We start from the raw sequence: 22,986 nt of genomic DNA, 5'->3' as shown, positions 1-22,986 counted from the left end.
AAAGCTGGCGTTGTTGAATAGAGGTATGAATTTAAGATTTCCCAATACCTATAAGCGAAAAGTTGATTCATACCGTGAATCAGCAAAGCCCAAAGTTTTATCATAGCTTAGTCTGCTGCAAGTGCTGTGTGCGCTCAAGAGTAGTGCTAAAAATCTCACTAAATCTAACTATCTGCACGCTTGTAATTAATCACTAAATCTAACCGGGATAAAGAACTTGTCGCTGATTCCCGCACATAAGAATCCACCGATTCATCATTCGCAAATGTGGTCAGAACTTCTACACAACGTCGATCGCCCAGCGAAGCAAGAGCATTCACGATCGCCACCTGTACCGCCACATTATCCGTTGTTTTGAGCGACTCCACCAAAATCTCAAAAGCAGAGGAACCCATCTGCCCCAAGGCCATCACTGAAGCAATATTAACCACAGGATTCGGATCGTCGATCGCCTTTTTTAATCCCTGCAAGCCTGCTTCAGGAAACGGCAACTCTGGATAATTAATCGCAATTTGTGCCAATACCTTCGCCGCACTCCCTCGCACAGTCACATTATCACTGTTTAACAATGCGTCCACCACCGATGGCACGGCATCTTCACCAATCACGCCCAAAGCTTTTACGGCCGCCCGACGATAGGTGACATCTTCTTCATCTAAAATGCCCACCAGTCGAGAAATTGTATTTTCATCGCGGGAATCGGCAATTTCAAACATTGCCCGATCGCGCAGATGAGGATTCGGGTGTTTTAGTTGTTCAAACAAAGCATCTGTTGTCATGGTTTTGGTGGTTTTATAGCAGTTGACAGTTGATAGTTGACAGTTGTATGGCGGTTCAAGCGCGTGGTGAGGTATGCCCTATGCCCTATGCCCTATGTCCTATGCCCTATTAAGATAATTAGGATGTTACCGAAGTATGAGCATCTACTTTAGCTCTAACCAACCAATCTTGGTCAGCCGCAGCAATTTCATAACCGCTGACATCACCAAGTTTTTCTAGTGCCATTAATGCAGCATACTTCAAATCCCAGATTTTAGTTTTCAGACAGGCTTTCAATTCTGGAATAGCACGTTGTTCTCCCAGTTCCCCCAGGGCGATCGCTGCCGCTGCACGGGATTTCTGAAACTGCGGTTGGGGGTGATGCAAAGCTTCCAATAACAAATCGTAGGCTGGAGAATGTTTTAACCAACCAAACAATTTTACCACATGAAAATGCGCTCCATAGTCATTATTTGCTTCTTCAGCAAATGTAGCAAACAGGGCGGCTGGTGCGTCCTCTGAGTAATTTTTCAGTATCGTTTTAGCTGCTAAATAGCAACGTCCAAAATCTGTTTCGTATAATTGGCGAATCAAAAACGGTAAGTCGGGTAATTTTTCATAACTATGCACTAGATCTAAATCTGCTGGATAATCTCTTAATGTTTGTTCCAAATGGGGTTTAATAGTAGCAAATGTCAGGAAGTTGTCAGCAATTCCTGCTTCGGCTAACATCCTAATTCCTCTGAGGCGAAAGACTAAAGATACCGGACATCTGGCAATATTTGGAATTGCATCGTAGTAACGCGCATCTATCAAATCCTGAATAGATAATCTGCGCCCAAGGACATTTTTGTGCTGCAACATCGCGACAACTTTTCCCATTTGAGAAAAGTCTCTGGTTAAGCGACAAATTGCGGCGATCGCAGCACTAGCAGTCGGCGGATCAGTATCATCGACAAACCTGCGAATTCTGGCTACGGCTGGCTGATAATCTAATTTAGTTAGGGTGTGGATAATTACCCGGTAGGTTTGTCCCGGTTTGTCCAGCAATTGAGCAACTTCTGCTAAAATATCCGGATCTTGAGTGCCAATTTCGCCGATCGCCCAAACAGCATTTTCCACCGTGTAGCAGTCATCATCCGCCAGACAGGTGCGAATCACCGGCAATGCTTGCACAGCTTGCAGTCTTCCTAATGTTTCCACCGATTTGCGCCGCACAATCCGGTTTTCCAGCACCGGATCGGTTTGTTGTACTGCTCGCATCAGTGCTGCGATCGATCGATCGCTTGAGAAATTGATCAAGTGGGAAGCAGCTATGTAGCGGGAATCCTCTTCGCCGATTTGGGCTTGGGGCGTATCTAAAAGTGCGATCGCCTGGTCTTCCGTTAAATTAAAAAAACTAAAAAAGCGTTTATCCATAAAATTAGCAGTCTGCAATAACTATAATATGATATGCCTATTAAAATACAATAACAAGCCTAGGAATTCTTTACCCTTACCTCACCAAAATTGGTAAAGCAATGAGCCAAGAGTTCCTAGACTTGTCGGGGTATCAACTACCCACTTGCGACATTACAAACCTGCCAATTAATTAGGACAGGGAGTTGATCGCGTAGTCGAGGAGAGCATTGTACTCGGTCAAAGCTTGAGCGGACATATCGCGAGGAGCGCAACCGCGATTGCGAGCAAAGCTTAATGCTTCAACGTAAGGAGCAGTCGGCAAGCCCAAAGCACGATAAACTTCGCGTTGACCAGCAATACCCCATTCGTCCAGAGGGCCTGTGCCGCCAACAACTAAGCAGTATTGGACCAAGCGCAGGTAGTGCTTGATGTCACGATGGCATTTTGCTTTGAAAGTATCGGTGGAGTTAGCTTGACCGGATTCGTTCAAGTAAGGATACTTTTTGATGCAAGCATCATAAGCTTCTTTAGCAACTGCGTCGAGGTTGTTGCCTAGTTTTTCTGCAGCTTCTAAACGAGCAGCAGAGCGTTGAATAGAACCTTGAACTGATTCTAAATCTGAGGTGCTAGGGAAGCGGCCTGCTGCATCAGCAGAGGCAATAGCTGTGGTGAGAACTGATTTCATTTCCTAAAACTCCTAAAGTGATTTTGATGACAGTGAGCGTAGTTTCAATTTTGCTGAGCCAATTGCGATTAGCAATGGACTAGCTCAGTGCAGAAATGATGCGATCGAAGTAGCTGGAAGCTTCAGCAACGAGGCTAGCACAACGATCTTCTACTACAGGACTGCCCATTTTGCGGAGCTTAGCACCAGCAAATTTTTCGCTAGGATTGTCTTGGATGTGAGCAGCGGCTTGAGCCTTCATGATTTGAACGGCACGCACGGTGGAGGTGGTGGGCACGCCCAAAGCTGCGTAGGTTTCTTTCAAACCATTCAAGCAACGGTCATCAAGAACAGAAGCATCACCAGCCAACAAAGCGTAGGTTACATAGCGCAAAATGATTTCTGCATCGCGCAAGCAAGCAGCCATGCGGCGGTTAGGATAGCAGTTACCACCAGCTTGAATCAAGCCTTGGTTTTCGCAGATCATACCGGCAACAGCATCAGAAACCATGCAGCTAGCATTGCTGGCGATCGCGTTTACAGCATCCAAGCGTCGGTTGCCGTTGGCAACGAAAGCTCTCAGGGCACTAATATCACCGACGGTGGAGGTGCTGGCATCGGCTGCAACTACAGCTCTTGAAAAAGCGTCAAGCATTGAGTTCTCCTTAACTTAGAAAAATTATTTCTGATCTCAGTTGGTCAACTTGGTGACGAACTTAATGGTTTTGAATATATCTCTGGGGTGTTGCCTCTGTCTCATTCCTGAGAAACAAAGTAACAATTTGTTACTTTTGTCGCTAAAAGCACTTTTTTTTCGTGGACAGGGGCGCAAAAAGTGGAGTTCTGAAGACAAGAATATTTTGGCTCTTGCCCCTGTACAATATTTTCCATGAACCATATTAAGCAGTTTGTTGAAAATTCTCTAGGACGGTGGCGATCCCAGCGCAGCGCCCATCATTTGACTTTCAGACACTTTGAAGCTGTGCAGTCAGTCATTGATATCGTTGCTATCTCACCGGGCGATCGGGCAGTAATGGAACTCTGTCAATTGTATAATGTTGACCCATCCCAAGCAGTAATGCCTTTTCAAATGAGTTGGGAGGGTGAGTCAGATTGGGATGAGAATTCTGAGGTTAAGGGGAGTTGTATTCTTGTACCAATCCCCGATCCAAATGTACCTAATCGAGGTAAGTTATTACGAGATCAAGGTTATGCTGAAACTATTGCCGCAGCAGGTGACTATCACATCACAGAGGATGGAACTTTTGTGCTTTTGACTAGCTACGAACACGCCGCAGCGGAAGAAAAAATCTGGTTTGCTAATCCTAATTTACGGTTTCGTGTTTCCCTAATTAAAACCAGTGGAGGAAGTGGGGTAGTAACGGCATCATTTTCCTCAGAGATTCGTTCGCTGTCAGGGAATTAGTGAATTGCTAATTGCTATTAATCAACTTTATTCTACCTTCTTCTTAGCATATGAATTCAGTTAAAAGCAATGATTTAATCACTTTAGCTCAGTGGATGGCTGGGGATTTTAGTAACTATCAACAATCCTTTGATAACCCACAACAATTTGCCCATATTCGGATATTTTTTCGTCCCTTACCCTTTGAATTTTTCAATGCCATTGGCTTTTACTCTGAACAGGTTTACGACCACGATCTGTGGACTCCCTATCGTCAGGGAGTTCATCGCTTAATTGACCAGGGGGATCAGATTTATATTGAAAATTATAGCCTCCAAGACCCCATACAGTATGCCGGAGCCGCACGAGAATTAAGCATTCTCAAAACTATTAAACCAGATAGTCTGCAACGACGCTATCACTGTTCCATGATTTTTAAACGAGACGGCGAAATGTTTCGAGGCGGTGTGGAACCAGGAAACCTTTGTCTCATCGAAAAAAGAGGTTGTTCCACCTACCTAGTCAGTGATGTCGAAATTACAGAAACAACTTGGAGGAGCCTCGATCGAGGTCTGGACGTAAATACCCATCAACAGGTTTGGGGGTCGGCTTTTGGCTCTCTACAGTTTGAAAAGCGTCAAAGTTTTGCTACTGAGTTACCTCACATCGTATAACTTATCGGCTTAATAATTTCAAGTCACATTCGCCATATATTACAATTTTGTATTTTGTAATACAGAATAAATATTGCAATAAAAGACTCCGAACCCAGATTTCCACCTCTTTTTGTAGTACAAATAAGCTCCCCGATCGGATTTTATGTTAAGTTATGTAAAGTTTTTTAATATAACGTCTAAGTATGGTAGTTTCTCATGTAATACAATCGTGGAGAGTTTTTAAATGGTTTTTGGACCTGCATCTCGACTTGGAGTCAGTTTATTTGAAGAAACACCTCGTTTAGAACTAATTCCAGGACGTTCACAAGAAGAAGTAGAAACCATTATTAATGCCGTTTATCGGCAAGTTTTGGGTAATGCTTACGTCATGGAAAGTGAACGAGCGACGATTCCTGAATCCCAATTCAAAAGTGGTGAATTCAGTGTGCGCGAATTTGTCCGCGCTCTGGCAAAATCAGACGCTTACCGCTCTCGCTTTTTTGATACTTGTCCTCGCTATCGGTTTATTGAACTCAATTTCAAACATCTTCTAGGTCGGGCTCCTGATGGCTTAGAAGAAATGAGGGCACATAGCACCATTCTAGATACTGAAGGCTTCGAGGCAGAAATTGATTCTTACCTCGACAGTGATGAATACCAAAATGCCTACGGGGAAAATATCGTTCCCTATTTCCGAGGCTACAAAACCCAGCCAGGACAAAATATGGTTGGGTTTACTCATATGTTTGCTCTCTTGCGCGGAGCTTCCAGTAGCGACCTCAAGGGCAGTCTTTCTGGAAAAACCCCTGTTCTGAATAAATTCGTGATTCAGCAAACCCCCCTACCCATAGTTCCCCCTTCAGGTGGTGCAGTTGGAGATGGTTGGGCATTCCAAGAGTCTGGTATCAATTCACGTACTCGTGCTGGATTAGGCGCCTCAGCAGAAGGCAAAGTTTATCGCATTACGGTGACTGGATATCGTTCTTCAGCAACGACTGTGATGAACCGAGTTTCTAAATTTCGCTCTAGCAATCAAGCCTATCTCGTACCATTTGATAGGCTCTCGCAAGAATATCAACGCATCCACAAACAAGGCGGCGTAATTTCCAGCATCACTGCTGTCAACTAACAACCGCTCAAACTTCTGCCTTAACGACTTGGGGAATTATCTCCCTGAGCGTGTCTTTCGCAATCCCTAATTCTCTGTTTTGAAGCGTTATTTATTCTTAGGAGAAACTCCATGAGTGTCGTTTTAGATGCGCCAGTAGAACTTTGGCCTACCAGCAGCTCAGATGATAAACAGGCAATAATTCGCGCTGTTTACAAGCAAGTATTGGGCAATCCCCATGTCATGGAAAGTGAACGCCTGACTATTGCAGAATCCAAGTTGTGCGATGGCACGATAACGGTACGAGAATTTGTCCGCGCTGTGGCTAAATCTGACTTTTATCGCAGTCGGTATTTTGAATCCTGCGCTCCTTACCGCTTTGTCGAGCTAAACTTCAAACATTTGTTGGGTCGCGCTCCTTTAGCTCAAGAGGAACTTTCGGAGCATATTTGTCGGTGTACGCAAGAAGGCTACGAGGCAGAAATTGATTCTTATCTCGATAGTCCAGAATATCAGGAAAAATTTGGCGAGAATACAGTCCCTTATTATCAAGGGGCAAAAAGTCAAGTAGGACAAAAGCAAGTCGGCTACAATCGCACCCTTTCCCTGTATCAAGGTTATGCAGGAGTTGATAGTGCTTTTACCGCTTCTCGCTTAGTAGATTTTGTGGCTGGTAATAGCGGTAACAAGATTACTTTACCAACAACAGGCGGTCGGATCAGTGCTTACAAAGATGCTACCGAAAAGACATTTAAGATTTTAGTCAAGGGGTCTAAGTTTGATAGTCCTCGCCGACTAAGTAACACTGAATATCTTGTATCCGGTGGGAATATGACTCCGCAAATTCAGCGCATTCATCGTGCAGGTGGCAAAATTGTCAGCATCACAGAAGTTGCTTGAGGCATAGAGTGATTAGCGGGTAGAGAAGTAGTAAAAAATTACTTCTCTATCCCTCTCTGAAACAAGCGCGATTTTTATCTTATCACCCTCCCAATTATGAAAGCGATAACGATAAAAACAGATAGTTTTTCTCTGCCTCTATAACAGATGTGTTCGGCTCTGTAAAGCTATTTCAGCCAACAGTAACTTTTTTTACACTCTCAATCAAACTTTAATTAACGTTAGGACAAAAAATGTTCAGTTTAACAGCCACTTTCGTCAGTGACCCAGCAGAAATGTGCTCCAATGCAACGGAAGACGATTTACAAGTCGTTATTCGTGCTGCTTAGCGACAGGTGTTAGGAAATGCTGACCTGATGGAAAGTCAGCGTCTCACCAGTGCTGACTCATTGCTTCGCAATGGTGATATTACGGTGAGTGAATTTGTCAGACAAGTGGCAAAATCAGACCTGTATCAGTCTCTATTTTTTAACACAAATTCTACCTATCGGTTCATCGAGTTAAACTGCAAGCATTTACTTGTCGCGCTCCTTTAGATTTCCGATCGCGTCCAAATTTGTAACGGTCAAGGCTATGAAGTCGAAATCGATTCTTATATCGATAGTGACGAGTATACCCAGAATTTTGGCGAGAATATTGTGCCTTATCCTCGGAGCATTCGCAGCCAAACTGGTATCCAGAATTTCTGGTTTAATTGGATGCTTTCTTTGGTGGGAGGAGCAGCTACTAGCGATAGCAGTAATCAAGCTCAATTAATTGCTACGGTTGTGAGCAATCTGCCTCAGAAAATTCAAATTTATAGCGTTGGTACCAGTGGAGCCTCTAGCACAAATGGTAAACTTTTTCGGATTAATGCTGCTAAGTCTGGTGGTGCTAAGGTCAGAGTGAGCAAGATTCAGTTATGAAGTCAGCTATGCTCAAATGTCTAAGCAAATTAAAAATATTCATAAAATGGGAGGGAAAATTATCAGTATTACTAAAGTTGGCTAAATCGGCCTAGACTTCACCTTTGTATTCGTTTCAGTTTGGTATCTTCTGCTTGCTCAACAGCGAGTTTATTATTCGCTCTTTTTCTTCTATATAACACTTGAAATAAAAATAAATCACTCAGTTTTCAAGCTGAGGATCTGAAAGATGCTACCCCCAATAGCTTGTAAAAAAATTCAGGCTTGGATCAGAAGTCGTCACCTAATTTTTTCCGGTCAATTGCTAGTTTTTGAAACTTTAGACTATCCAGCAGTTGAGCGATTTGAGGAATGTGTTAACAGTCTAGGAGGGTGCTTAATTTCTGTTGAACCAGCCAAACGACTTTGGATGGGAAACCATCGACAAGTGATTCTCTATCAGGCTAAAGCCAGTTTGCATACACCTCATCATGAACTGCGACAATATTGGTTCAAGTACGGCTGTTTTCAAACTCGATTCGATCAAAGAGCTTAGCTATAACAACCGCCAAGGTTATTAATTATTAAAATATCATTGGTTATTTGCATAATTATGAACTTTTTGGTTAAAATAGAGAAAAATTATACTTTGTTGTGGTTATGGATATTCATGAAATCGAAACGTCTCTGAACAATCCTGATTTTCAGTATCGACTCAAGGCAGTTGCAGCTCTCAAGGATTATCAAGCAGAGATTGCCGTTCCCTTGCTTAAGGGCAAACTCGATGACCCGGAATTCTTAGTACGTTCCTTTGTCAGCCGGGCGTTTGGGACGCAACAAACCGCTGAATCCTTCGCCGCATTGCTCCAAATCATGAAATTTGATAACACGCCGAATGTGCGAGCTGAGGCTGCTAATTCTCTGTCGCTGTTTGGTCGATGTGCTGCATCTCATTTAGTCTCGACTTTTTTTCAGGATGACCACTGGTTGGTTCGTCGTAGTATTCTGGCGGTTTTGGTTGATATGGAGTGCGAAAACGAACTCTTTGAGGTCTGTATGGAAGCTTTAGCTGGCGAAGATATGACCACCCAGGAAGCGGCTGTGGATGCACTTGGTACATTAGCCGGAACTAATCAGGAACAGGCTGCACTTTCTCAGTTATTAATGCTGGCTAATTCTGAGTATGAACGTATGCGTCAGCACGTCGCATCTGCTTTACAGCATTTTGATGCTCCGCAGGCTAAGGAAATTTTAGGTCAACTTCGTCAAGACTCAAATCATCGAGTTGTGGCTACAGCTTTAGAAAACCTGCTTTAGACAATAAATAGTAAGGAATCTGATACTGTGAGAGTTGATTAAGCTTGACTAAAAGTTTTTAACTCACTGATTAAATGGTCAAAAGAGAGACTCAATAAATCCCGATCTTCAGAATTAAATTGCTGCAAGCTAACTTCTTTCAACTGTTCTAGTCCACAGAGCATCGCCGAAACAGGAACCCGCAATTCTTGATAGAGTAGCTCCATGTTTTTGAGCCCTTCTTGGCTAGTAAATTGAGGACTGTCACCTGCAATTCCATAGGTGATACAGCGTAGGAACTGCCAAAAATCTCGCCAACAGGCTTCAGCACGTTCGGGAGGATAAAGGTCATTACCAGGCTCAGTTATATCGGGAAAGTCCGCTAATACCTTTTTTCTGGCATCAGCAACAATATTAGGAGCTTGCTCTCGCAATAATCTGGCTTTTTCTAGCATTAAAGAGAGAGGAGGATGAAGATTTTTAATAAGTTCTAACTCTTCATCTGTGAGATATCGACTTTGATTGTCAGCATTTTGAAAAATTGCAATTACTTCATCTGAGTATAAGTTTTTCCAAGTAGCAAAACTGACAATTCTTGCTTGGGGAATTAATTGCTTGGCTCTTTCACTTAATTGCATATTTATTAAATTACACTAACTTAATTTACTAGGATAGACTAAAATTATGAGCGAGTTGGTTAAGATTTATTACAAAGCTAGCCGTTTAATGATGGCTGGTACGCGGTTTTTGTGGGGAATCCTGAGTACACAGCAGATTTGTGTAACGAAATATTACTTTGTTTGTCAAATACAGAGACAAGATTTAAGGTAATCCCGTATGATCTTGTTTTGAGGGAAAGATTGAAGGAGCTAAATTTTAATCTATGTTTAAGCCGTTTCAGGAATTCTTAGAAAAAGAACTGTTTGGACGTTTTGCTCTAGAGAGTCGTCCTATTCCCTCTGGGTTGGAATCGGTGGTGAGTGAAAGAGGAAAAAATCCCGCCACGATTCAAAGTTGGTGCTATCAATGTCCCGAATTGCGAAAGATTCGTTACACTTACATTGATGCTGGAGAAACGGCACAAATTTTCAATAGTGTCATTTATCCGAATTATAATTACGACCTGCCTTTGCTAGGAATTGATTTTTTAGCCTTTGGGCAGAAGAAAATCTTGGTTGTCTTAGATTTTCAACCTTTATTCCGCGATCGAGCCTATATAGACAAATATATCGGGCCCATGAGCGCACTTAAGGAGAAATACAAAGATTTAACGCAAGACTTAGAAATGAAGTTTTACGATGCGAACCAGTATTTTTCTAAGAACTTGCTATTTGCTAAAACAGATGCTGAAACGGTTGTAACTCGTTTGTTTCCAGCCTATAAAGAATATGTCCAGTTGTATTGGCAAATGCTAGAGCAAGCCTCCCCGCTTAACAGTCCAGAAGAGATGCAGCGAATTGTGAAGGCACAGAAAGATTACGACCAGTATAGTGCGGAACGCGATCCAGCATCAGGGCTATTCAGCAGCTATTTTGGGCATGAATGGTCAGAGCGATTTCTGTACGAATTTTTGTTTGAAGATGCTGTTCCCTTAGCAGTTCCAGCGGGAGTAAGATAAGTTCAACATGACTCTTTATCAGCCTTTTTTAGATTACGCTCTCCCAGTTCTAAAAGCACGACTTGACTGGTCGCCCTATCCCATTCCCGCAGGTTTTGAGCGCAAGGAAGCTATAACGGGGAAGGGAAAAAAAGAGCAGTTGGTGGTGACGACAAGTCATGCTTTTAAGTCCTCAAAATTACGCCAAATTCGGGCAGCTCATGTTGAGGGTGGTGATGCTCTCCAGGTACTTAATTTTGTTATTTTCCCCCAGTTAAATTATGACTTGCCCTTTTTTGGGGCGGACTTAGTAACCTTGCCGGGGGGACATTTAATTGCTTTAGATATGCAGCCTCTTTTTCACGATGCCGCTTATCAGAAGCAATATTCAGATTCAGTTTTGCCAATTTTTAACAACTATCAAAAGGAGTTGCCTTGGGGAGGAGATTTTCCTGACGAGGCAAAACCTTTCTTTTCTCCTGCTTTTCTTTGGACTCGTCCCAAGGAAACAGAGGCTGTGCAAACTACGGTCTTTGAAGCTTTTAAGGATTATCTTCAAGCTTATCTCGATTTGGTTGAGCAAGCGCAACCTGTCACAGATAGTCAGCGACTTGGAGAGATTCTTGAGGCACAGCGACGTTATATTAATTATCGTGCTGCCAAAGATCCGGCTAGGGGGATGTTTACGCGGTTCTATGGTGAGGAGTGGACTGAGGAATATATTCACGGTTTTCTGTTCGATTTAGAACGCCACATTCCAGAAGTTCAAAAATCAGTCTAAATTTAGACTACCTGAGAGCGAAGACTCTGAGCTGTATTGTTACGAGTAAAAGCATTCCAAGTTCCTAATTCTTTGCGATCGCGACTACAAAGCATGGCTTTCATCTCTTGGGTTAGTCCTTGTGCTAGGGTAAAATCAGCGCCAGCAATACTATTTAATTGCTCTAAATTTGCCCCGGTTAAGTCAGCTCCTCGTAAATCCGCTCCTTGTAATTCGACTCCAATCAAGATAGCATTTCGTAAATAAGCACCAGTTAGAAAGGCATTCTTAAGACTTGCCCCACTTAAGGCTGCTCCCTCTAAATTGGCCCCAGTTAAATCGGCTCCACTGAGATAAGCACCTCGCAGATTGCAGCCGTGTAAATCTGCTCCTCTGAGGTAAGCTGTATTTAGAAAAGCTCCACTGAGATTGGCTTGGGGACCAATTGCTCCTGAATTTTTGTAATTAAATCCTTCTGGCCAAAGGGTATGAGCATCATATTGAGCTAACTTTAATTTAGCCTCTTGTAGCTGGGCATCGACTAAATTACAGCCCTGTAACTCTGCACGAAAAAGATAGCTTTCTTGTAAATTCGCTCCACTCAAATTGGCATTTCTGAGATTTGCCCTTCGTAAATCAACCCCTTGGAGATTTGCCCCTTGTAAATTGGTTTGACTAAGGTTGGCCCCAATCAAGTTTGATCCAGTGAAATCAATACCAACTAAATCCATCTGGCTGAGGTTTATTCCCGCGAGGTTGCTTTGAGCTAGACTTTTCCCTTGCTGAATGGTTGCCAAGATTTCTGTTGCAGAAAGGGGTTCGGAGAGGAAAGATGAGTGTTGACGAGGTGACATTATGTTTTTCTGAAAATTTATTGATCGAGTTGCTCAAAATTGTCCAGTGTCATTTATCCTAGAATTTGAAGGATTCCAGACTGACGTTTGTTTATTTTTCTTAACCAAAATTAGCTCTGATTCCCAGTTCGGCTAAGCTCAGGTCAAAGCCTAAATCCCCGTTTTTCAATGAGATTTGTCTCAATCCCTCTGATTCCTCTCGCTAAGTTGAAACAGAAATGCTGCTAACACCACCTATGACTATGATGGATTTTTTTCGCAAGAGTGAGGGCGTTTGGTTTACTCAGCGAACAGTCCATAATTTTGATACTGCTGCGGCTGATGAGTCGGGAGAATCCAATGTCATCATTGAAGTTTTGTCAATAGATGATCCCAGACTTTTAGATGTTTGTCAACAGCAGAATGTCGATCCCGCTTTAGTTAGTGGGGGATGCAGTTTTATGTGGCAGGACAATTTAGATGATACAGTTCCGAACCAAAACTATGCTGCTATTCTTTTAGATGTGCCTAATCCTACTAATCCGAGAACAGGCAAGTTTCTGCGAAATCGAGGCTATGTTGAAGGTATTCCGGTCATCGGTGTTTACCATTTTGCGGATGATGGGGTATTGACTATTGAGACGGAATATGAGACTAATCAAGGACAGGAACGCTGTTGGTTTATTAACGATCATTTTCGGGTACGGGTGATGACTGTGCAGATGATAAATGGGGTTAAACAAATGGCATACTGTTCTGAGCGTCGTTGTGTTTCTCACTCTGCTTTAGAAGAGCTGATTGAACACAATCGCTTGAGATTTTCTGGGGTGGGTGTGCTGTCACCTTAAAGCACAAATATCCAGTCTCTTGCCGCAGCTACACACACAGTCAAAATATCCCGGTGATTGAAATTGCGGTAACATAAACAAAAAATATCCAGACGACTGCAATCGCATATACACACAAGGTTCGCCTACGCGGACTAATTATTAAACTCTCAAAGCTATGTCTGAAAACGAAGAATTGAATCCATCGGATAATGATGAGGAAACTGTTGCCACTTCACCAGAGACTAATGTTGAAGAATTGACAGAAGTAATTGCTGAATTTGAGGAATATCGGGAACGTTTGGTTAATGAAACGATGACGGCGGCACAAAAGGCCAAATTACCTCCGAAGGCGGCGATGGCTAAAATTGAGCCGGAACTTGCTAAAATTGATGCGGGATTGGAGAATCTTCGCGCTCAATTGGCAGCTCTAACTACTAATAATTAGGTAATAATTATGGTCAATTCTAATGATCAAGCTGAGGCAGATCCAATTCTATTGGCTCACGAGGAAACCGATGCTTTTCTTCGGGAAGTTACTGAACAAATAGATTTAGATACTTTCGATGCTAATGATTCCAATCTGTTGAAGCGGTTGGTTGAATGTTTGGGCGATACGCGGGGAATGACTCGACTGCGTTTCGCGGAAACTTTGGCTGAAATTGGCGAAGCGGCGACTCCTTTTTTGTTGGATGGTTTGGCAAATCATGTTAATCCGGTTGTGCGGCGTGCTGCTGCTAAAACTCTGACTTTGATTGCCGATCCGACTGCGGTTCCTCATTTAATTCATGCTTTGTTGAACGATGAGGATACGGTGGTTAAGGGTTCATCAATTGGGGCCTTGGCGAGGATTGGGGAGCCGTCTGTGCAGGCTTTGTTGGATATTTTAGGGTCAACTGATCTGCCAGAGAGTACGATCGGTCATGCGGCTTGGGCGTTGGCTTTTATTGGGGCGGGGGCGAAGGAGTATTTGTATCAGGCGATCGCGTCTGATTCGCCTGTGGTGCGCGGTGCGGTGGTGGGTGCGATCGCCAAGGTTGCACAGGAAGAATCGAAGGATGAATTATTCGAGATTTTGGTTAAGTCTCTGACGGATGTTGATGTTGATGTGCGGTGTGAGGCGGCGGCGGCTTTAGGAAATCTGGCTTATAAGCCGGCAATTCCTAATCTGATTGAGTTGCTGGATCGTGGTGATGGGGAAACTCGCAGGGCGGCGGCTTTGTCTTTGATGAAAGTGGGCGATCGGGCTGCGATTGAACCGCTACAAGCTGCATTGGAAAAGGAGTCAGAAGCGGCGATTCAAGGTGTGATTAAGTTGGCAATTTCTCAAATTAAGTAACTAAAAGTATGACTGAATCCGGAACGGGGCGGATGTTGCTTTCTCATAATTTTGATATGCCAGAGGGTGTTTTTCCCACCTTAAGTCGGGAAGAATTTACTCGGGTATTTGCTGAGGGTTTAAGTCAATATCCTGAGATTAAGTGTCGTCAATTAAATCATTCTCATTGGATGGTAGAAGTTTTATTTTCTACTGATGCTTTTTCTCCGCCTCAAGTGGGAGAATTCTGTGCTCTAGCTTTGGTGGATAAGCGGATGAGTCAGGGGAAAACTGATGATTCTTTTCCTGATATTTTGATTTTAGCGGGATTGAAGAAGACGCCTCCTTTGAGTAGCGATGCTGAGGCGTTGCAACCGGGAGAATGGGGGGTGGATGTGGTGGAAACTCAGTCTGCTGAGAGTTTTTTGATGGCGATGGGGTGGGAGGATAAAACGGCTGGAAAAAGTCTTGAGGATGTTTTTAAGGTTGAAAAAAGAAAGGGGTAAAGGGTGAGTTACGGTGGCAGGATATCTTTTTGATTGATACTGTTTTTTATTCTTGAGACTCCGCCCGTTTAAAGGCTTCCCAATAAGCTGTAGCAAACTCAGTTCCCATTTGTAAGACATCAGCTTGATACTCCGGAGCGCTTACCATTTCTGCTGCTAGTGCTGCATCAATTTAGGATGGCTTTAGCGTCGCCAATTCTCGACTCATAGCCCGCACAATAAATTACTCACGACTTTTGGCTTTTCCCTGGTTTACGGGTCGATAAGTGGCTTCTAGTAAATTAACAGGGAGACTGATTTTTGCTTCAATTGTAGGATGCGAAATTCAAGTTACTCCTAACTGAAATCTGAATGTTTTGTAGATCTATATTAACTCTTTTGATCCAAATAGTCATGGGTAAAGTGATCGAGAATGTTTTTAAGGTTGAAAGGAGAAATCGAGCAAGGCTTCAAGGTTGTTTGCAAAGTTGGATATAAGTCCCGAAATGCTGATTTTGACGTTTACCCGGCTAGGATCTATCTCCCGTAGATAAAATCGTCGTTGATTTCGATATTGTCAGCTCCTTCTGATTAACAGGAATAAAAATCTCAAACTCCGTCCCTTTTCCTGGCGTTGAAAAACACCTCAGCGTCCCACCATGTTTTTCAGTAATAATCTGATAACTAATCGCCATTCCCATTCCTGTTCCCTTCCCTACAGGCTTTGTTGTAAAAAATGGATTGAATATCTGGGTTTGAATTGATTCTGGAATTCCATTGCCATTATCGGCGATAGCAATTTTAACCCATTGCGAATCTACCACCGAGGTAATAATTGTAATACAACAGGGCTTTTTCTCGATCGAGCAAGCTACCCGTTGAGTATTTATTTCTTCCAGTGCATCAATAGCGTTTGCCAAAATATTCATAAATACTTGGTTAAGTTGTCCGGCATAACACTCAACTAGCGGTAAATCGCCATAGTCTCGAATGACTTTAATTTCTGGATGTTTTGGGCGCGCCTTGAGACGATGTTGCAAAATTAACAGCGTGCTATCAATTCCTTCATGGATATCAACTTCTTTAAATTCTGACTCATCCATCCGGGAAAAATTGCGGAGTGAAAGCACAATCTGGCGAATGCGATCGGTTCCAATTCTCATTGAAGTCAGAATTTTAGGTAAATCATCTTGCAAAAAATCTAGGTCAATATTTTCTGATTCTTTCTCAATTTCGCCAATTGGGTTGGGATAATGCCTTTGATATAGGTGTAGCAAATTTAATAGACTCTCAGCATAATATTGTACATGAATTAGATTGCCATGAATGAAGCCGACCGGATTGTTAATTTCATGGGCTAATCCTGCAACTAATTGCCCCAAGGATGAAATTTTTTCTGTTTGAATCAGTTGGGTTTGCGTTCGTTTTAAATTCTCAATAGCCTGCTCAAGCTGCTGAGATTTGTCTCTTTCTCTGGCTTCACTATCGCGTAATGTGACTTCTATTTGTTTCCGTTGAGCTATTTCGGCTGTGAGTTGCTCGTGGATTTCCAATTGTCGGAATACTTCCTCAAATGTGCTTGCCAAAAATTGAATTTCGTTAGCTGGAATCGTCTTTGGCATAGGAAATATGCCAGTTTTTTTACTTTGAGAAACTGCTTGATTCAAGTCTCGTAAGGGTTGCAATACATTCTTCTGAAGGAGTATCCCCATCATTAACAAAATTGTGATGATGCCAACTAGCAATAACAAAGTTGAGGTAATGAAGGTTCTGTCGGCAGCTTGCTGCATTTGGTTGAGATCGAGTAGCGCGATCGCCACTCCCCGTCGTTGAGATGCGCCAAACAAGGTACTGCTAAAAGGTAGAATTTGTGCGATCGCAGGCTTGTTGTCCACAACGATATCTTGCCCGACTTCAATGCCTGCGGTTGCCGCCCGATCGATCGCTGGCGCGAGTTGTGGATAGATCGAAGTATATGGCTGATTAGTCATATTGTGAGGACTGCGGGCGATCGCCATTCCAGATGGATTAACAATCGCAATTTCCAGCACACCGGGCATCGTGGCAAAATTTTGCACAACCCGTCGCAGAATGGTTTTATTCTCCAACTCTAGTAAGCCTTCTGTAGAAAACTCTAGAGATTGTGTAATTGATTGAGCTCGGTTATGAACTTGCGTTTCTAAGTCAGACTGCATCAGCCGATAGTTAAGTCCCAGAGTTGCCAGTCCAACTGTGGTAATCGACAACCCAACGCTAACCAGCAAGCGCTGCGACAAGCTATGGGAATGCAGGAATTTCGTCATAATTTCCATTCATTGATTGCTGTAGTTACGATCTCAGTGTTAATCTCCACATCCTGACGCGGTATTTTTCCGGCACGGGGGTCAGATTTTAATAGTTCAGCCATTTGAGCCATGGCCTCTGGCAACCTACCAGACAGAAACATCTTCTGCTGCATAGCAATATCACCCTTTCTCAGACCAGCGTAATCTTTAGCAAAAGCCTCACCCTTTTGTCCCAGGTTTTGAGCAACTTTTTGAAACACGACATTAGGCTTTGTTTCCACCGCACTCATAATATCAAACCAAGCCATAATAAATTGCTTCAATTCAGCTTTATTCGCGCGAGTAATAGTTGACCGAGAAACCAGCATATCAATGACCAAACTATCAACTTCCTGAGTGGTGTAAATGATATTACCCTTAATATTTTGAGCCGTTTCGCCTAGAAGAGGTTGCCAGATCACGGCTGCATCTAAACCTTTCTTCTGCATCAAATCAACCGCTGTTTCATTGGAAACATCCTCAATCTTGACGTCTTCGGGTTTAATCTGGTGCAACTTCAGCGCTTCCAATAAAATCAGATGATTCACTGTTCCCAGTTTCGCTCCGACTCTTTTACCGCGAAGGTTTCCCACTGACTTGATTCCAGGTTGAGCAACAATGCCGTCAGCCCCGTGAGAAACATTTGTTACCATCACCACCGCAGGCTTTTCACTCCGCGAATCAGACTGAACCACATCCCATAAAGACACAAAAGTCGCGTCAAGAGTACCCCGCAGCATGGCGCGAGTAGAATCTTGTTGATTCTCAAACCGAATGAGTTGCACGTCCAATCCCCGCTGTTTGAATAAGCCGGCTTCCTGAGCATAAAGTGCGATATCAAATCCTGCCCAACTGGTGATACCGACGCGCAGGGGAGCTAGTTGCTGTGGTGAAAGGCTACAAGCATTCACAATCAGGCTAACCGCCAGTGTCAAAATGCAGAGGACACTTAGCGATCGCCATTTCGTTAAGGTCAACCAACACCTATGCAATAATTGTCTAGTCCCGGTCTGAGCTTTGCCAGTCATCTATGCAGCCTCAATGCTCTTGTTCGTCGATGATAACAATAACTTTTCTGGATGTCATTCCATAAAAAAACGCCTAACACAAATGTAAAATATAACTATTCTCATCGCTTATAAGTCATGACTAAATCCAACCAAAATCAAGAAATTGTCGCTGATTCCCGCACATAATAATCCAGGAATTCATCGGCTGGTAAATGTGGTTATAACTTCTACACAACGTCGAGCTTGCTATGCGAAGAACTTCCTGGAGTTGAGGCGTTCGTGGCTCTGGCGGTTCCTGGGCCGCTGCAATCAACGGTTCATCCACATAAGAATATTCTGTCCAAGATCGCGGTAACGATATCAGGCGGATGAGAATGCTTCCCACCCTCAACGAATTTTCCCAAACCCATTTTTAAAACTGGATTTTGGGGTTTTATTGTTATGTTTTTTGCCTATAAGAGCCCGATCGCATCAAAACTTTCTCGGTGCGATCGCACTTTCCAAAGATCGCACTCTCCGTATAAGAATAAGGATAGAAACCCGCCAGTGCGAGCGCAATAACGGAATGAAGAGCGATCGACCAAATGGTAATTTTACGGTATAACGGCAAAATGCAGCAGCGAGCAGTAACCTTGAAATCAGCACCAGCGGCTTGCGTCGATTCGCTGCCATGAGGTGTTAGATTGCGTCGGTACTTGTCTGGGATTGCTCAACCCGCTGCTGATGTATCACAATAGGCAAGCAACAAAGCCTTAATGTAAGCCACCAGATGTATGACATCAATGGACTCATAAACTCACCATCATTAATTAGACCATGAGCCATACGATTTCTTAAGTTACTACCAGCATGTTCAACAAGTAAACATTTCAAGTCAAATAGCATATTTTCATCATCGAAGATAGAGGTTATCTCTGGATGGTAAAGAGTAGAGTTCAAATTATGTTCGGTCTGAATACCACTGTCGTCCAACCCCGAAGTAATTATGCCTCTTCGCCACATGATATAACGGACAGAGTTTTCAAGTTGGGGAATTAGGATGTGGGTAGATGTGAAAAAGTCTCCAGTAAGTCCAGCATACAAGCCCTTTGCAAACAGGTATTCACGGTTAGGTGGAATAAACGGACTATGCGACACGATTGAGAAAATATCGTTGAGTCGCACACCATGCTCTAGATTAATTTGAGCTCTAGCAGGCTCAATATATGCTTGAGCTTGTAGGTTTTGATAGTAAATGGCGTTCCGACACATCTCAAAACGAGTTGCAGCCTCTGCTTCTTCAGGATTACTAGAAAGGACGGAACCTGGTTGACGAGCAATAACTTTGCCCATTTCATTCACCATGAAAACAGGAAAAAGATGAGATACTACAAACTCACGAGCTTGCTGTTGTACTTGCTGCCTCAATCGAGAGACATCAGTTGGGGCACCTAAAAGAGCCAAAGCAAATAGTGCTTCTTGAAAGTCTTTGCCCCTGACATGATTTCTTGCTTCCTCTACCTGCTCACTAATGTCAATGTCGTGAGAACTGGTAATCATCTCGTTGAGAGTTTTTTGCTGATACTCAAGAAGAAGTCTATGAACTTCCTCCGCTCTTGCTTTAGCACCTACAGTTTCCTCTCTTGTGCCTCGAATCCTTCTAAATGCCTCAACAGCTTGTTGTAAAAATTGCGATGCAGCCATGTAACTCGGTGGAGTTCTGGTAAGAGCAGCCTCGGCTTCTTTAACATAAGTCTCGGCGGCTGACATCGAAGCATCAAGTTCCTTGGTGTAATCTTTCTCGATGCGATGCCATATGGCTTTAATACTCCAGAGTGTTCTTGCTCTGGGCCAGTGAGAGGTTGATTCTGCTAAAGTTGCTGCTTTTGAGGAAAGAGCTGCATATTTGGCTGGTTCTCCGAATCGATACTCCTGCAATAGCTGCATTAACTTTGCAGATAACCATAGCGGGTCTTCCCCTTGATAGCGATCGAGAACTGCTTCTATGTGGGCAAAAACAACTTTGTCCTGATGTCTGATTTTGCGTGCCAACCGTAGTGCCCGTTCTATTCTGTCAACAAAGTCACTCCAATGGTCAGGGCTTTCTAACGTGGTTGCTGATTGTAAGTAAGCGGAAATTGCCAACTGAGCCATTCGATTGTCACGTCGTCTGACCCAGAGAATATCTGCTACTCGTGCTTGAAGTTCAGGATCTGATATTTTAGGTGCGATTTCAGCAAGAAAGTCTAGCTGCTCGTCTGTAAGATTCTTGAAAATATCAGCAAAAAACTCTTCGGTTGATTCTGGCTTAATTGCAGCGTTAGTCACGGCTGCCAGAATTGCAAAAACTTCTTGCTCCCTAAGATTTCCTGCTCCTTGCGCCTCCTGCGATTTTTCCCAAAAAGCACTATAATAGGTTAAACAATCTTTCCGTTCGCTGCTGTTCACTAAATCATACCAGCAGGTGTTATTAAAGTCATCTTTTGTAAGAGGTTGATTCAAGGGCGACATAGTAATAATTTTTTCTTTAGTTTCTATTATGCCAAATTTTTATCAAGTCAGCTTGACTCCCAGCACTGACACATAACCTTTCAACGACTTCCCTCATCAGCAACTTAAGCAATCTAACTATTAATTAGAGCGCAGTTCCTGTCTAACACTCCGATCGCCCTCATTTACCGCCTGCCCACTTTGTTTATAAAACCCAACTCAAGATTGCTTGAGAGCCAAGTTTCCCTGATTTGTCTATCAATTAAAATAGAAAACCCCCAAACTCTATCTTTCTAAGATTTTGGGGATTTTCTTCCTAAATCTCGTTCAAATTACAACTTGCTCGGCTCGATCGCCGGAGCACGCAGAGACACTGTTTTATCCGCCGCAGCCTTAGCCACCAAAGAAGGCACAGAATCACGCAACTTTGCAGTCAACTGTACAGTAGTCGCATCGTAAACCTGAGTCAGCATCTTCGGATACAAACCAATGCCAATAATAGGCACTAACAGAGCCGCAATAACAAACACTTCTCGCGGTTCCGCATCCACCAATTCCTCGTGTTCCGACAATTCCTTATTCTCAGGCCCGTAGAAAATCTCCCGCAGCATTGACAACAGATAAATCGGAGTCAAAATCACCCCGACAGCAGCTAGAAATACCACGCAAACTTTAAACACGGGATTGTAAGCATCGCTCGTTGCAAAACCCACAAACACCATCAATTCTGCTACAAAACCGCTCATTCCCGGCAAAGCCAAGGAAGCCATAGAACAAGCAGTCCACATCGCGAAAACCTTACGCATTTTCTTGCCGACACCGCCCATTTCATCGAGCATGAGCGTGTGAGTGCGATCGTAAGTGCAACCTACCATGAAGAACAAACTCGCCCCGATTAAACCGTGGGAAACCATTTGCAGCATTGCACCGCTAGTTCCCAAATCGGTAAACGAAGCTATCCCAATCAGCACAAACCCCATGTGCGAAATGGAAGAATAAGCAATTTTCCGCTTCAGATTGCGCTGAGCAAAAGAAGTTAAGGCCGCGTAAACGATGTTAACAACACCCAAAATTACCAAGATGGGTGCGAAGGTAGCGTGAGCATCCGGGAGCATTCCCGCATTCATCCGGAGCAAAGCGTAACCGCCCATTTTTAGCAAAATTCCTGCTAGCAACATATGAGCGGGTGCGGTTGCTTCGCCGTGAGCGTCAGGGAGCCAGGTGTGCAGGGGAAAAATCGGCAGTTTGACGCCGTAAGCTATTAAGAAACCTGTGTACAGGAGCAATTCTATATTGGGGGCGTAATCTTTAGCTGCGATCGCCCGCATATCAAAAGTCACCGTATCGCCGTAAAACGCCATCGTCAGCGCGCCAACCAAAATAAACAGCGAGCCCCCTGCCGTGTACAGGATAAATTTAGTTGCTGCATAAAGGCGCTTTTTGCCACCCCAAATCGACAAAATTAGGTAAACCGGCACTAATTCCAGTTCCCAAACCAGGAAAAACAGCAGCATATCCTGCACAGCAAAAACTGCTATTTGGCCGCCGTACATCGCCAACATCAAAAAGTAAAATAGCTTCGGTTTAAAAGTAACCGGCCAAGCTGCTAAAGTAGCTAAAGTGGTAATAAAACCCGTCAGCAAAATCAGCGGCATCGACAAACCGTCAGCACCCACAGACCAATTTAAATCCAGTTGCGGCACCCAAGAGTAACTTTCTACCAGTTGCAAATCTGGATTGCTGAAGTCGTACTGAGTGTAAAAAGCGTAAACAAGTAGGGCAAAATCGATCAAACCCACAATTAGGGCATACCACCGCACCGTCTTGCCATCCTTATCGGGAATTAAAGGAATCAGCAAGGACGCAGCAATGGGAAACAGAATTGTTGTTGTTAACCAGGGAAAGTTAGCTGTATCCATTGCGTTTTAGAATGATCCATCAGTTATTAGGTTTAAACACATTTTGCCAATTTTGGCGTAAATTTTATACTTTCTTTAGACGGAACATTTTTTTTTGCTATTATTTGGACAATTTATGCGATCGCAACAGTTAAGTTTAATGAAAGATTTATTTCTATTTGCTAATTGTCAATTGTGATTTATTAACCTAATACCATTTCTTCAAATATCTCCTAGTGGGGATACGGCAATGCCCAAAGCGTGTAAACTTGAGCCTAAAAACTTTTGTATCTTTCGTTGCTAGCCCAGTTCAGATAGCCCTAAATCCCCCTTAAGAAGGGGGACTTTGAGAGAATACTCTTGTTCCCCCCTTATCAAGGGGAGTTAGGGGG

Annotated in this window: 23 protein-coding genes and 1 pseudogene; 14 read left to right on the top strand and 10 right to left on the bottom strand. The window is 43.3% G+C overall.

Annotated elements, in window-relative coordinates; genetic code table 11:
* Positions 1–164 precede the first annotated feature (164 nt).
* The 4 genes from QUA53_RS05385 to cpeB form a co-directional block, all read right to left on the bottom strand.
* Complete coding sequence (locus QUA53_RS05385; protein ID WP_333095507.1) at positions 165–779, bottom strand: HEAT repeat domain-containing protein; 615 nt, start codon at positions 777–779, stop codon at positions 165–167.
* A gap of 118 nt (positions 780–897) precedes the next feature.
* Positions 898–2,178 (bottom strand): HEAT repeat domain-containing protein, encoded by a 1,281-nt coding sequence (locus tag QUA53_RS05380; protein ID WP_333095509.1) that lies wholly within the window; start codon positions 2,176–2,178, stop codon positions 898–900.
* Between the two features lie 172 nt (positions 2,179–2,350).
* The gene (locus QUA53_RS05375) at positions 2,351–2,845 is read right to left on the bottom strand and encodes a bleomycin hydrolase (protein ID WP_333067109.1); all 495 of its coding nucleotides are present in this window, start codon (positions 2,843–2,845) and stop codon (positions 2,351–2,353) included.
* Between the two features lie 79 nt (positions 2,846–2,924).
* On the bottom strand, positions 2,925–3,479 hold the full coding sequence (gene cpeB, locus QUA53_RS05370; protein ID WP_333067110.1) for a C-phycoerythrin subunit beta: 555 nt from the start codon (positions 3,477–3,479) through the stop codon (positions 2,925–2,927).
* Positions 3,480–3,713: 234 nt separating this feature from the next.
* Between cpeB and QUA53_RS05365 the strand changes: the two genes are divergently transcribed.
* The 8 genes and pseudogenes from QUA53_RS05365 to QUA53_RS05330 all read left to right on the top strand — a co-directional run bounded on the left by QUA53_RS05365 (position 3,714) and on the right by QUA53_RS05330 (position 9,094).
* The gene (locus tag QUA53_RS05365) at positions 3,714–4,250 is read left to right on the top strand and encodes a phycobiliprotein lyase (protein ID WP_333095511.1); all 537 of its coding nucleotides are present in this window, start codon (positions 3,714–3,716) and stop codon (positions 4,248–4,250) included.
* Positions 4,251–4,300: 50 nt separating this feature from the next.
* Complete coding sequence (locus QUA53_RS05360; RefSeq protein WP_333095512.1) at positions 4,301–4,903, top strand: chromophore lyase CpcT/CpeT; 603 nt, start codon at positions 4,301–4,303, stop codon at positions 4,901–4,903.
* 226 nt (positions 4,904–5,129) lie between these two features.
* The gene (locus tag QUA53_RS05355; protein WP_333067113.1) at positions 5,130–6,014 is read left to right on the top strand and encodes a phycobilisome linker polypeptide; all 885 of its coding nucleotides are present in this window, start codon (positions 5,130–5,132) and stop codon (positions 6,012–6,014) included.
* Between the two features lie 111 nt (positions 6,015–6,125).
* Positions 6,126–6,893, top strand: coding sequence for a phycobilisome rod-core linker polypeptide (locus QUA53_RS05350; protein WP_333067114.1), 768 nt, complete (start codon positions 6,126–6,128; stop codon positions 6,891–6,893).
* A 356-nt stretch (positions 6,894–7,249) separates the two neighbouring features.
* Positions 7,250–7,486 (top strand): annotated as a pseudogene (locus tag QUA53_RS05345) (phycobilisome rod-core linker polypeptide); the annotation flags it as partial.
* A gap of 45 nt (positions 7,487–7,531) precedes the next feature.
* Complete coding sequence (locus QUA53_RS05340) at positions 7,532–7,798, top strand: hypothetical protein (protein WP_333095569.1); 267 nt, start codon at positions 7,532–7,534, stop codon at positions 7,796–7,798.
* Between the two features lie 16 nt (positions 7,799–7,814).
* Positions 7,815–7,883: a phycobilisome linker polypeptide gene (locus tag QUA53_RS05335; protein WP_333095563.1), complete on the top strand. Its 69-nt coding sequence runs from the start codon at positions 7,815–7,817 to the stop codon at positions 7,881–7,883.
* A 554-nt stretch (positions 7,884–8,437) separates the two neighbouring features.
* Positions 8,438–9,094 carry a HEAT repeat domain-containing protein gene (locus QUA53_RS05330; protein WP_333095515.1) on the top strand — a complete coding sequence of 219 codons (657 nt, stop codon included), beginning with the start codon at positions 8,438–8,440 and terminating at the stop codon, positions 9,092–9,094.
* A 38-nt stretch (positions 9,095–9,132) separates the two neighbouring features.
* Here QUA53_RS05330 and QUA53_RS05325 read toward each other — a convergent pair whose 3' ends face one another.
* The gene (locus QUA53_RS05325) at positions 9,133–9,711 is read right to left on the bottom strand and encodes a phycobilisome protein (RefSeq protein ID WP_333095517.1); all 579 of its coding nucleotides are present in this window, start codon (positions 9,709–9,711) and stop codon (positions 9,133–9,135) included.
* Positions 9,712–9,956: 245 nt separating this feature from the next.
* Between QUA53_RS05325 and QUA53_RS05320 the strand changes: the two genes are divergently transcribed.
* Both QUA53_RS05320 and QUA53_RS05315 read left to right on the top strand, forming a co-directional pair.
* Entirely contained in the window at positions 9,957–10,691 is a 735-nt protein-coding gene (locus QUA53_RS05320) for a 15,16-dihydrobiliverdin:ferredoxin oxidoreductase (protein WP_333095518.1), read from the top strand.
* A gap of 7 nt (positions 10,692–10,698) precedes the next feature.
* Entirely contained in the window at positions 10,699–11,451 is a 753-nt protein-coding gene (locus QUA53_RS05315; RefSeq protein ID WP_333095519.1) for a phycoerythrobilin:ferredoxin oxidoreductase, read from the top strand.
* Between the two features lie 2 nt (positions 11,452–11,453).
* On the opposite strand, the gene QUA53_RS05310 is transcribed toward QUA53_RS05315, so the two are convergent.
* Positions 11,454–12,284 (bottom strand): pentapeptide repeat-containing protein, encoded by an 831-nt coding sequence (locus tag QUA53_RS05310; RefSeq protein WP_333095520.1) that lies wholly within the window; start codon positions 12,282–12,284, stop codon positions 11,454–11,456.
* 218 nt (positions 12,285–12,502) lie between these two features.
* On the opposite strand from QUA53_RS05310, the gene QUA53_RS05305 reads away from it, so the two are divergent.
* The 4 genes from QUA53_RS05305 (at position 12,503) to QUA53_RS05290 (ending at position 14,914) form a co-directional block, all read left to right on the top strand.
* A complete protein-coding gene (locus QUA53_RS05305) occupies positions 12,503–13,111 on the top strand; it encodes a phycobiliprotein lyase (protein WP_333095521.1) in 609 nt (202 codons plus the stop codon).
* 157 nt (positions 13,112–13,268) lie between these two features.
* Positions 13,269–13,538 (top strand): hypothetical protein, encoded by a 270-nt coding sequence (locus QUA53_RS05300; RefSeq protein WP_333095522.1) that lies wholly within the window; start codon positions 13,269–13,271, stop codon positions 13,536–13,538.
* Between the two features lie 9 nt (positions 13,539–13,547).
* A complete protein-coding gene (locus QUA53_RS05295) occupies positions 13,548–14,429 on the top strand; it encodes a HEAT repeat domain-containing protein (protein WP_333095524.1) in 882 nt (293 codons plus the stop codon).
* A gap of 8 nt (positions 14,430–14,437) precedes the next feature.
* Complete coding sequence (locus QUA53_RS05290; protein ID WP_333095525.1) at positions 14,438–14,914, top strand: DUF2656 domain-containing protein; 477 nt, start codon at positions 14,438–14,440, stop codon at positions 14,912–14,914.
* Between the two features lie 509 nt (positions 14,915–15,423).
* On the opposite strand, the gene QUA53_RS05285 is transcribed toward QUA53_RS05290, so the two are convergent.
* The 4 genes from QUA53_RS05285 to ndhD1 form a co-directional block, all read right to left on the bottom strand.
* Positions 15,424–17,205, bottom strand: a complete 1,782-nt coding sequence (locus QUA53_RS05285; protein WP_333219190.1) for an ATP-binding protein — start codon at positions 17,203–17,205, stop codon at positions 15,424–15,426.
* Positions 17,193–18,194 (bottom strand): ABC transporter substrate-binding protein, encoded by a 1,002-nt coding sequence (locus tag QUA53_RS05280; protein ID WP_333095529.1) that lies wholly within the window; start codon positions 18,192–18,194, stop codon positions 17,193–17,195. The genes QUA53_RS05285 and QUA53_RS05280 overlap by 13 nt, the downstream gene beginning before the upstream one ends.
* A 711-nt stretch (positions 18,195–18,905) precedes the next feature.
* Positions 18,906–20,717 (bottom strand): DUF4209 domain-containing protein, encoded by a 1,812-nt coding sequence (locus QUA53_RS05275; RefSeq protein WP_333095532.1) that lies wholly within the window; start codon positions 20,715–20,717, stop codon positions 18,906–18,908.
* Positions 20,718–21,028: 311 nt separating this feature from the next.
* Positions 21,029–22,615 carry a photosynthetic/respiratory NAD(P)H-quinone oxidoreductase subunit D1 gene (ndhD1, locus tag QUA53_RS05270; protein WP_445304918.1) on the bottom strand — a complete coding sequence of 529 codons (1,587 nt, stop codon included), beginning with the start codon at positions 22,613–22,615 and terminating at the stop codon, positions 21,029–21,031.
* Between the last annotated feature and the right edge of the window lie 371 nt (positions 22,616–22,986).

Source organism: Microcoleus sp. Pol12B3 (genome assembly GCF_036701355.1).
In the GTDB taxonomy this organism is placed as follows: Bacteria; Cyanobacteriota; Cyanobacteriia; order Cyanobacteriales; family Microcoleaceae; genus Microcoleus.
The sequence above is the reverse complement of the archived record's forward strand: the minus strand, read 5'-3'. Positions and strand labels throughout refer to the sequence as shown.

Excerpts from the sequence above, each read along its gene's own strand:
- QUA53_RS05385 (WP_333095507.1), bottom strand. The coding sequence starts at position 779 with ATGACAACAGATGCTTTGTTTGAACAACTAAAACACCCGAATCCTCAT.
- QUA53_RS05380 (WP_333095509.1), bottom strand. The coding sequence starts at position 2,178 with ATGGATAAACGCTTTTTTAGTTTTTTTAATTTAACGGAAGACCAGGCG.
- QUA53_RS05375 (WP_333067109.1), bottom strand. The coding sequence starts at position 2,845 with ATGAAATCAGTTCTCACCACAGCTATTGCCTCTGCTGATGCAGCAGGC.
- cpeB (WP_333067110.1), bottom strand. The coding sequence starts at position 3,479 with ATGCTTGACGCTTTTTCAAGAGCTGTAGTTGCAGCCGATGCCAGCACC.
- QUA53_RS05365 (WP_333095511.1), top strand. The coding sequence starts at position 3,714 with ATGAACCATATTAAGCAGTTTGTTGAAAATTCTCTAGGACGGTGGCGA.
- QUA53_RS05360 (WP_333095512.1), top strand. The coding sequence starts at position 4,301 with ATGAATTCAGTTAAAAGCAATGATTTAATCACTTTAGCTCAGTGGATG.
- QUA53_RS05355 (WP_333067113.1), top strand. The coding sequence starts at position 5,130 with ATGGTTTTTGGACCTGCATCTCGACTTGGAGTCAGTTTATTTGAAGAA.
- QUA53_RS05350 (WP_333067114.1), top strand. The coding sequence starts at position 6,126 with ATGAGTGTCGTTTTAGATGCGCCAGTAGAACTTTGGCCTACCAGCAGC.
- QUA53_RS05330 (WP_333095515.1), top strand. The coding sequence starts at position 8,438 with ATGGATATTCATGAAATCGAAACGTCTCTGAACAATCCTGATTTTCAG.
- QUA53_RS05325 (WP_333095517.1), bottom strand. The coding sequence starts at position 9,711 with ATGCAATTAAGTGAAAGAGCCAAGCAATTAATTCCCCAAGCAAGAATT.
- QUA53_RS05320 (WP_333095518.1), top strand. The coding sequence starts at position 9,957 with ATGTTTAAGCCGTTTCAGGAATTCTTAGAAAAAGAACTGTTTGGACGT.
- QUA53_RS05315 (WP_333095519.1), top strand. The coding sequence starts at position 10,699 with ATGACTCTTTATCAGCCTTTTTTAGATTACGCTCTCCCAGTTCTAAAA.
- QUA53_RS05310 (WP_333095520.1), bottom strand. The coding sequence starts at position 12,284 with ATGTCACCTCGTCAACACTCATCTTTCCTCTCCGAACCCCTTTCTGCA.
- QUA53_RS05305 (WP_333095521.1), top strand. The coding sequence starts at position 12,503 with ATGCTGCTAACACCACCTATGACTATGATGGATTTTTTTCGCAAGAGT.
- QUA53_RS05300 (WP_333095522.1), top strand. The coding sequence starts at position 13,269 with ATGTCTGAAAACGAAGAATTGAATCCATCGGATAATGATGAGGAAACT.
- QUA53_RS05295 (WP_333095524.1), top strand. The coding sequence starts at position 13,548 with ATGGTCAATTCTAATGATCAAGCTGAGGCAGATCCAATTCTATTGGCT.
- QUA53_RS05290 (WP_333095525.1), top strand. The coding sequence starts at position 14,438 with ATGACTGAATCCGGAACGGGGCGGATGTTGCTTTCTCATAATTTTGAT.
- QUA53_RS05285 (WP_333219190.1), bottom strand. The coding sequence starts at position 17,205 with ATGGAAATTATGACGAAATTCCTGCATTCCCATAGCTTGTCGCAGCGC.
- QUA53_RS05275 (WP_333095532.1), bottom strand. The coding sequence starts at position 20,717 with ATGTCGCCCTTGAATCAACCTCTTACAAAAGATGACTTTAATAACACC.
- ndhD1 (WP_445304918.1), bottom strand. The coding sequence starts at position 22,615 with ATGGATACAGCTAACTTTCCCTGGTTAACAACAACAATTCTGTTTCCC.